Consider the following 8,204-nt stretch of genomic DNA (forward strand, 5'->3'; position numbering starts at 1 on the left):
CGCTCCTCGCGGCGGCCCACCGCCGGGCCGCGGCGAATCGGTCGTACCGCTGGACGCTCGGCTACCGCGAGTCCATCGCCGGCGACGAGACGGGCCGCGAGGTCGAGGTCGTTCACGTCGAGGCCCCGCACGTCTACGTCTCCGAGGTGCAGCGCGCCGGGCGACTCAGGGCGTTCCCGCGCCCGACCGCCTCGGAGGACGCCTACGCAGACGGGACCACGCGATACGCCCGCCGACCCACCGAGCCGGACGGCGTCGCCGCCCGCGTCCTCGATCCAGACGTGCGGGACGGACCGGGGCGACAGGCCTCGCGCGCTGCCCGCTATCTCGACTGGTACCTCTCGGCGGACGAGACGAGCGTGGCACGCGTGACGACCCCGGCGAACGCGAGCGTCGAAAACGAGGTGGCGCTGTACCGAATCGAGGGCCGCGGCACCGACTTCCCGCGGTCGCGCGGCTATCGGGTCGAAGCAGTCGTCGAAGAAGGCGGGTTCGTCCGTTCGATGCGCGTCACCTACGAGACCCGCGACGGCCTCGGCGTCGAGGTCTGGTTCGCGTACGACGCGGTCGGCGAGACGACGGTCACGCGACCGACGTGGCTCGACCGCGCCGACGGTTCGAGCGGCGGCCGGACCGTCGTCCCCGCGACGAACACGAGCGGATAGCGTCCGGGCACGTACCGCCGTTCGCGGCCGTCCCGAGGTTCGCGGCGTTTACTGCTCGACGTCGACCGATTCGAGGACCACGTCGGACACCGGCTTGTCGTTGCGGTCGGTCGGGACCGAGCCGATGTCCTCGACGATGTCCATGCCGTCCGTGACCTTCCCGAAGACGGCGTGCTTGCCGTCGAGGTGGGGCTGGGCGTCGAGCGTGATGAAGAACTGCGAGCCGTTCGTGTTGGGGCCGCGGTTCGCCATCGAGAGCACGCCGGGGCCATCGTGGCTGAGGTCCGAGTGGAACTCGTCGTCGAAGGTGTAGCCGGGGCCGCCGCGGCCGGTTCCTGTCGGGTCGCCGCCCTGAATCATGAAGTCCGAGATGATGCGGTGGAAGAGGATGTCCTCGTAGAGGGGTTCGCCCTCCATCGTCTCGTCCGTCTCGGGGTGGACCCACGTCTTCTCGCCCGTCGCGAGGCCGACGAAGTTCTCGACCGTGTTCGGGACCTTGTCCTCGAAGAGTTCGACCGTGATGTCGCCCTTGTTCGTGTGGAGCGTGGCCGTTGGGTTGTCGCTCATACTCGACCCGTCGGGCGGGCGAGTGAAAACCGTGCCGCCTCCGGTTCGTCGCCGGTGACGCGGCCCTCCGATTCGCTTCCGGTGACACAACCCCGTTCGACTCACATCTGCTTCTCGCCCGCCGCCGCCCTCCCGCCGGCGCTGTTCAGCGTCTGGCACAACATCACCGGGCCGCTCCTCGCGAGCTACTTCTCCCGGTCGGCGACCGAATCCTCCGGCGGAGCGCCGGCTGGCGACTGACTCGCCCGCAACAGACATTCCGTTTCAATCACTCCCGTCGGCTCGGAACTTGCGCTGGATTGATGTATTGTGGAACACAAGCACTACTGTATGGTACGAAATGTCGGCACGCTCGACCGGACTGTTCGCCTCGCGCTCGGCGCGCTCCTCGTCGTCGGCGGCGTCGGGAGCTACGCGGGGCTGTTCTCGCTCGGGTTCGGTCCGGTGCCCGCGGCGCTCGGTTCCGTGTTCGTCGCGGCCGTCGGCGTCATCCTGCTCGTGACCGGATTCCGCCGGACGTGTCCGCTCTATCTGCCGTTCGGCATCGACACCTCGAACGACCGGAACTGACGCCCGGTATCGCCCCGACCCGTCCGCCTTTCTCGCTCCCCTAACTACAAGACACCCCACCGCGATGCGTCGGATATGCACACCGCGGAGACCGTGACGCTCACTCGCCTCCCCTCCGGCGTCCCGGTACAGACGACGGTTCACACCTACGAGCCAGCCGACGGGACGGACGGCCCGACGCTCTACGTGCAGGCCGCCCAACACGGGCGTGAAATCAACGGCACCGAAGTGCTCCGCCGACTGCACGGCCGCCTCGAACGCGCGGAGCTTTCGGGCCGCGTCGTCGCCGTCCCCGTCGCCGACCCGCTGACGTTCGACCGCGTCTCCTACGTCACCCCCGAGGTGCTCGACTCCGTCAACTCCAACATGAACCGCGTCTGGCCGGGCGACGCCAACGGGTCGCTCCACCAGCGCATGGCCGCGAAGCTCTGGGAGTACATCAGCGAGTCCGACGCCATCATCGACCTCCACACCGGGAGCCCGGACATGCTCACTCACACCGTCTACCTCCGGGGCGACGAGGCTTCCCGCGACCTCTCGCGGGCGTTCGGCGTCGACATCCTCCTCGCGGAGGCCGCCGGGGAGGACGCCGACGACGAGTGGACCGAACGGAGCTTCGACGGCAAACTCCGCGTCGCGGCCACGAACGCGGGCATCCCCTCCATCACCCCGGAACTCGCCCACAACAAACAGCTCGTCGAGCCGGCTATCGTCGCCGGCGTCGAGGGCGTCCTCAACGTCTGCCGCGACATGGGAATCCTCTCGGGCGCGGTCGAGCCGTGGGACGGCCGCACCTACCGCAACCACCTCGGCCGCGTGCAGGCCGCCGCCTCGGGTCTGTTCGTCGCCCGCGAGGACGTGGAACTTGCCCGCGAGGTCCGCCCCGGCGACCACCTCGGCTGGGTGTACGACCCGACCACCTACGAGGTGCTCCAAGAGGTCGAAGCCGAGCGCGCGGGCATCGTCTACTCTATCGCCCGCGAGGCGACCGTCACGGGCGGCGAGACGCTCGTCGGCATCGCGCTCCCGCTGGACGACGGCGAGGGCGACACCGAAGGCGGCGACCCCTTCGACGAGACCGACGGCGACCTCGACATATAGGGCAGAAAACATTTATCCGCACTCGACGGTCGAGTTCGTATGGACCGCCGCGCCGCCTTATCGCTCCTCTTGATTCTCCTCGTCGTCGCCGCGGGCACCGTCTTCGTCCTCGACAGCGAGGCTCGGCGGCGGGCGATTGCGGCGGAAGAAACGCGCCTCCAGACCGAACTGGCGGCCAGCGAGTGCGTCACGACCTACGGCACGTCGGCAACCGTCAGCGACGAGTCGGCATCGGTCGTCGGCCGGAGCCTCGACGGGTGGACGGTCCGCGTCTCGCACCCGTACTGGTACAGCACGAACCGGTCGCACGCCGACGGGTCGTCAGAATCGGTCTACGTCGTGGGTCCGGAGTCGGTTCGGTACGCGGGCGGCGAACCGGTCGGGCCGGCGTGTTGAAGGGAACGCCTTCGAGTCGGCTGCGACTGCGAGTTCAGAACTCGCGCAGGTCTTCGAGCACGGCTTCCGCGTCGCCGGAGGTGATGGCGTCGCGGGCCATGTCGAGCCCCTCGTCGATGGTTTCCGCGTCTTCGCGGGCGTAGATGCGGAGCGCCGCGTTGAGGGCGACGGCGTCGGCGAAGCGGTCCTCGCGGTCGCCGGCGAGCACGGCTTCCGTGATTTCGGCGGAGTCGCCGGCCACGTCGTCCTCGTCGACGCCGAGGTCGTCGTACTCGAAGTCCATGCCGTACTCGGCGGTCTCGATGTCGAAGTCGTCGAAGGTGGCCTCGCCGTCGTCGCCGGCGGTCCACTCGGCGACCTTCGTGTAGCCGGGGCGGATGTCGTCGTAACCTTCCATGCCCTGGAACATGAGGACGCGGTCGAGGTCGTGGTGCTCGCTCGCCTCGAAGGTGTTGACCATCTTCTTGGCGAACGCGAGGTGGTAGAACGACCCGAGGTGGACCGAAGCGTTCGCGGGGTTGGCGATGGTCTCGATGGTGTTGACGAACGTCCGGACGCCCATGTTGTCGCGGCGTTCCCAGAGGGCGTGGATGGCGGGGTTAAACCGCGGCTGGTAGTAGAAGCCGAAGCCGGTGTCGTCGACCATGTCGGCGGACTCCGCGGGGTCGAGTTCCGTGCGGACGCCGAGTTCGTCGAGGACGTGCTTGTAGGCGTCCTGCTTCTGTGTCGGGACGCGGTCGCCGGAGTGGACGACGACGGGCGTGCCGGCCGCGGCGGCGACGACGCCGGCGGCGACGCCGAGGATGGCGGTCTTGCCCTTGCCGTCGTAGTTCGCGCCGCAGTCGACCGGGTCGGCGTCGGGTTCGGCGTACTCGACGCCTTCGGCCATTACGTCGGTGTAGGCGGCGAGTTCCTCCGCGTTGTTGTGCTTCCAGCGGTTGGCGAGCCAGAACGCGCCGAGCGTCGTGTGGTCCGGTTCGCCGGCGAGGATGCGGCGCATCGCCTCGGACGCCTGCTCGCGGCTCATGTCCTCGGCGGACTTCGTGCCCGTGCCGACGACTTCCGTCATCAGACGCTTCAGCGGCCATTCCCCGAACTCGCTTTCGACTACTGACATGCTCCTGTGTTCGGGCGAGCGGTCAAAAAACGTCCCGTTCGGTCCCGTCGCGCGGGAGCGACGTCGCCGTCCGAAAGCGATAGGCTTCCCGACTCCTAACGCCGGGTAATGAGCGCGTTGTCGGATGATTGGCGGGACGGCATCGACGAGGTCGATGCGGCGCTTATCGACGGCTACCAGAGCGGCTTCCCGGTCGAACAGCGGCCGTTCCGCGCCGTCGCCGAGGAGCTAGGCATCGACGAGGACGACGCCCTCGACCGCGTCCGTCGGCTCCGCGACGACGGTATCTTCCGGCGGTTCGGGCCGGTCCTCAACCCGCCGGTCATCGGTAGTTCGACCCTCGCGGCCGTCTCCGCGCCCGAGGAGCGCTTCGAGGAGGTCGCCGAACTCATCAACGGCTACCGGCAGGTGAACCACAACTACCGCCGCGCCCACGAGTGGAACATGTGGTTCGTCGTCACCGCCGGCTCCCGCGAGACGCGCGACCGCATTCTCGCCGAAATCGAGGAGCGAACCGGCTGTGAGGTGCTGAACCTCCCGATGCTCACCGACTACTACATCGACCTCGAATTCCCCATCGTCAACGACGACCGCTTCGCCCGCGAGAGCCTCGGCGCGACCGACGTGAGTGCCACCCGCATCTCCGAGGACGCCACCGGCGACCTCTCGTCGCTCGAAGCACGCCTGCTCGTGGAGATTCAGGGCGGCTTCCCGCTGTCGAAGACCCCCTACCGGGACGTGGCCGACGCCCTCGACGCCGAGGTCGACGACGTGCTCGTCGCCGTCGAGCACCTGCTCGCCGACGGCTGTATCAAGCGCATCGGCTGCGTCGTCAACCACATCGTCACGGGCTTTCGGAACAACTGCATGGTCGTCTGGAACGTCCCCGACGACGACCTCGACGCCCGCGGCGAGGCCGTCGGGAGCCTCCCGTACGTCACGCTCTGTTACCACCGACCGCGCCGCCCCGAACAGGGCTGGGAGTACAACCTCTTTACCATGATTCACGGCCGGGACGCCGACGCCGTCGACGAGAAGATAGATGAACTCGCCGCCGACCACCTGCCGTTCGACCACGAGCGACTCTACTCGACGGCGAAACTGAAGCAGACCGGCGCGCAGTACGAGGAACTCGTGAGTTCGGACGACTGAGGACAGAACAAACGCTTTTTCGACGCTCGCGCCGGCGTCCGCGCTACTGCCCGCTACCGTGAGAGCGGCGACAGCCGGTAGAGCATCCGCGCGGCCTGCGCGACGCCGGTCTTCGCCAGCGATCCGCTCTTGAGCGCGCCGAGTTTCGCGTAGTAGCCGGATTTGAACGCGCCCTTCTTGGCGAGCAGCGCGCTCCCGAGCGCCCCGCGCTTGGCGTAGTACGCGGACTTCCGGCCGGCCGCGCCGGCGTAGTGTTTCGTGCTCGTCGGAATCGGCGTCCGGCGGCCCTGCACCTCGGTCGAACCGTTGCGGATGGCGTCCAAGATGTCGTCGGCGGTGAGGGAGGCGCGGGACACGTCGGGGATGTCGATTTCGGTGTAGGCGCGGCCGACGTACCCGACCTTGTGGGCGTCGCTCCCGGCGACGCCGGGGTACTGGCGCTTCGCGGCGAACCGGCGGGCACGGCGGTTCTTGTAACCCGTGAAGAGCCACGAGTTGTACGTCTCGATGGCGTCGAAGGCGTCGCCGCCCGCGGCGTCGTGATACCGGCCGAGCCGACGGCGACCGATGCCGTGTCGGCTCCGCTGGAAGGGGTGTGGAACGATGGCGACGCCGCCGCGCTCGCGCACCCAGCGGGCCGTCTCGTCCAGCGGGCGACGCCGCGGCGGAAGCTCCTCCACGCCGAGCGCGAGGAGGTGGCCGTCGGCCGTCGAGACTTCCACGCCGGGGATGCCGACGAGGCCGTACATCGGTGCGAGTTGCGCCGCTCGGAGCGACTCGTCGATGACGTCGTGGTCGGTGATAACGACGGCGTCCAACCCGATTTCGGCGGCCTGCTCCAAGATGAGCTCCACCGGGTCGTGCGCGTCGTACGAGCCTTCCGAGTGCACGTGGGGGTCGATGCGGACGGTCAGCGCGGACACGCTTCCTCGTTAGGCTTCGGTAACGAAAAAGACACGCCCGAATCGTGCTAGCTCGCGGCACTGCGGTCCGCCGGTCGGTGAACACCGATCCCATTCGAAACCAGCCGTGTGAGGCCTCGGAAACGGAGTATTCGGGAACACATCACATCGCTGACGTAAATTCGCTTCAGCGAATCTTTAGGAATCATCGTGTCGAACGTGTGCACATGGCATCCGAAGACCGCTTTCGCCCCGCCGTCGACCTCGCGGACCTCCGAGAGTCCGGCCGCGAGCTGGTCTCGCTGGACGGACGCTCTATCGTCCTCTTCGACCACGAGGAGTCCGTCAGGGCCACAGATAATGCTTGTCCGCACATGGGTTTCCCCCTCGCCCGCGGCACCGTTGACGAGGGCGTGCTGACCTGTCACTGGCACCACGCTCGGTTCGAACTCTCCTGCGGCGACACCTTCGACCCGTGGGCCGACGACGTGCGGACCTACCCCGTGGAGGTGCGCGACGGGACAGTCTACGTCGACCCGAACCCCGACCTGGACGACCCGCCGGCGGTCCGCTGGTCGAACCGGCTGGAAGACGGCCTCGAACAGAACCTCCGACTGGTCGTCGCGAAGTCCGTCATCGGCCTCCTCGACGCCGGTGTCGAGCCGACGGAGCCGCTTTCGACCGGCGTCCGATTCGGCTGTCGCTACCGGCGCGACGGCTGGGGGTCGGGCCTCACCATCCTGACTGCGATGGCGAACGTCCTCCCCGACCTCGATCCCGACGACCGGAAGCGTGCGCTCTATCAGGGGCTCGTCCACGTCGCGGGCGATGTCTCCGACGAGCCGCCGCGGTTCGAACAGGACGCCCTCGGCGCGACCGACACCGACTTCGACCGCCTTCGGTCGTGGTTCCGCGAGAACGTCGAGGTCCGTGATCCCGACGGCGCGGAGCGCGTCCTCCGGACCGCAATCGCGGCCGCTCACGACGACGCCGAACTCGCCGGCATGGTCGCCGCCGCGGCCACCGACCACCGCTACCTCGACACGGGACACGTCCTCGACTTCGTGAACAAGGCCTGCGAGGCGCTCGACCACGTCGGCTGGGACCGCGCCGACGAGGTTCTCCCGAGCCTCGTCCGCGGACTCGCCCGCGCCGACCGCGCCGAGGAGTCCGCCGAGTGGCGTCGCCCAATCGACCTCGTCGACGCGCTCGACGACGTGTTCGCCGACCTCGACGACCACGTCGCAGCCGGTGCGGGCGAGACGTGGTCCTCCCCGGACGACCTGCTCGATACCCTCCTCGGCGACGACCCGCACGCCGTCGTCGACGCGCTGACCGAGGCGATTCGGAGCGGTGCGACGCCCGCCCAACTCGCCGATGTCGTCGCCTTCGCCGCCGGGACCCGCGTCGCGCGGTTCTCGACCACCAACGAGTTCGGCGACTGGAACACGGTCCACCACACGTTCACCTACGCCAACGCGGTCCACCGACTCGCCGAGCGGACGGGCGCGAAAGAGCTCTATCGGGGCGCGTTCGACGCCGCCATCAACGTCTACCTCGACCGGTTCCTGAACACGCCGCCGGCACCGCTTCCCGACCCGGCCCCCGACGCCGACCCCGCGGAAGCACTCGAAACGCTGTCCGCGGCGTTCGACGCCGAAGGGCGGGTGAACGACGCCGGCCGGGCGGCTGCGGGGTTCCTCGACGGCGGCGGCGACCCCGGCGAGGCTCCGC

8 protein-coding genes and 2 pseudogenes are annotated in these 8,204 nt (G+C 68.7%); 7 read left to right on the forward strand and 3 right to left on the reverse strand.

Annotated features, from left to right (window positions below; all coding sequences use genetic code 11):
• A pseudogene (locus NKF06_RS18650) lies at window positions 1-665 on the forward strand (hypothetical protein); the annotation flags it as partial.
• Window positions 666-713: 48 nt separating this feature from the next.
• Here the strand turns inward: NKF06_RS18650 and NKF06_RS18655 are convergent.
• Window positions 714-1,232 (reverse strand): peptidylprolyl isomerase, encoded by a 519-nt coding sequence (locus NKF06_RS18655; protein WP_253246271.1) that lies wholly within the window; start codon window positions 1,230-1,232, stop codon window positions 714-716.
• Between the two features lie 111 nt (window positions 1,233-1,343).
• Between NKF06_RS18655 and NKF06_RS18660 the strand changes: the two are divergent.
• The 4 genes and pseudogenes from NKF06_RS18660 to NKF06_RS18675 form a co-directional block, all read left to right on the forward strand.
• Window positions 1,344-1,472, forward strand: a pseudogene (locus NKF06_RS18660) (bile acid:sodium symporter family protein); the annotation flags it as partial.
• A gap of 90 nt (window positions 1,473-1,562) precedes the next feature.
• On the forward strand, window positions 1,563-1,802 hold the full coding sequence (locus NKF06_RS18665; RefSeq protein WP_253246272.1) for a DUF2892 domain-containing protein: 240 nt from the start codon (window positions 1,563-1,565) through the stop codon (window positions 1,800-1,802).
• Between the two features lie 75 nt (window positions 1,803-1,877).
• Window positions 1,878-2,903 (forward strand): succinylglutamate desuccinylase/aspartoacylase family protein, encoded by a 1,026-nt coding sequence (locus NKF06_RS18670; RefSeq protein WP_253246273.1) that lies wholly within the window; start codon window positions 1,878-1,880, stop codon window positions 2,901-2,903.
• Window positions 2,904-2,942: 39 nt separating this feature from the next.
• Entirely contained in the window at window positions 2,943-3,299 is a 357-nt protein-coding gene (locus tag NKF06_RS18675) for a hypothetical protein (protein WP_253246274.1), read from the forward strand.
• 34 nt (window positions 3,300-3,333) lie between these two features.
• Here the strand turns inward: NKF06_RS18675 and NKF06_RS18680 are convergent, their stop codons facing one another.
• On the reverse strand, window positions 3,334-4,416 hold the full coding sequence (locus NKF06_RS18680) for an anthranilate phosphoribosyltransferase (RefSeq protein ID WP_253246275.1): 1,083 nt from the start codon (window positions 4,414-4,416) through the stop codon (window positions 3,334-3,336).
• Window positions 4,417-4,524: 108 nt separating this feature from the next.
• On the opposite strand from NKF06_RS18680, the gene NKF06_RS18685 reads away from it, so the two are divergent.
• Window positions 4,525-5,568 carry an Lrp/AsnC family transcriptional regulator gene (locus NKF06_RS18685; RefSeq protein ID WP_058826046.1) on the forward strand — a complete coding sequence of 348 codons (1,044 nt, stop codon included), beginning with the start codon at window positions 4,525-4,527 and terminating at the stop codon, window positions 5,566-5,568.
• A gap of 53 nt (window positions 5,569-5,621) precedes the next feature.
• On the opposite strand, the gene NKF06_RS18690 is transcribed toward NKF06_RS18685, so the two are convergent.
• Window positions 5,622-6,491: a PHP domain-containing protein gene (locus NKF06_RS18690; RefSeq protein WP_253246276.1), complete on the reverse strand. Its 870-nt coding sequence runs from the start codon at window positions 6,489-6,491 to the stop codon at window positions 5,622-5,624.
• Window positions 6,492-6,697: 206 nt separating this feature from the next.
• On the opposite strand from NKF06_RS18690, the gene NKF06_RS18695 reads away from it, so the two are divergent.
• Window positions 6,698-8,204 (forward strand): Rieske 2Fe-2S domain-containing protein (locus NKF06_RS18695; protein ID WP_253246277.1); only part of this gene is annotated, 1,507 nt, incomplete at its 3' end.

The sequence above is a fragment of the Haloferax sp. AB510 genome (assembly GCF_024136985.1).
GTDB lineage: Archaea > Halobacteriota > Halobacteria > Halobacteriales > Haloferacaceae > Haloferax.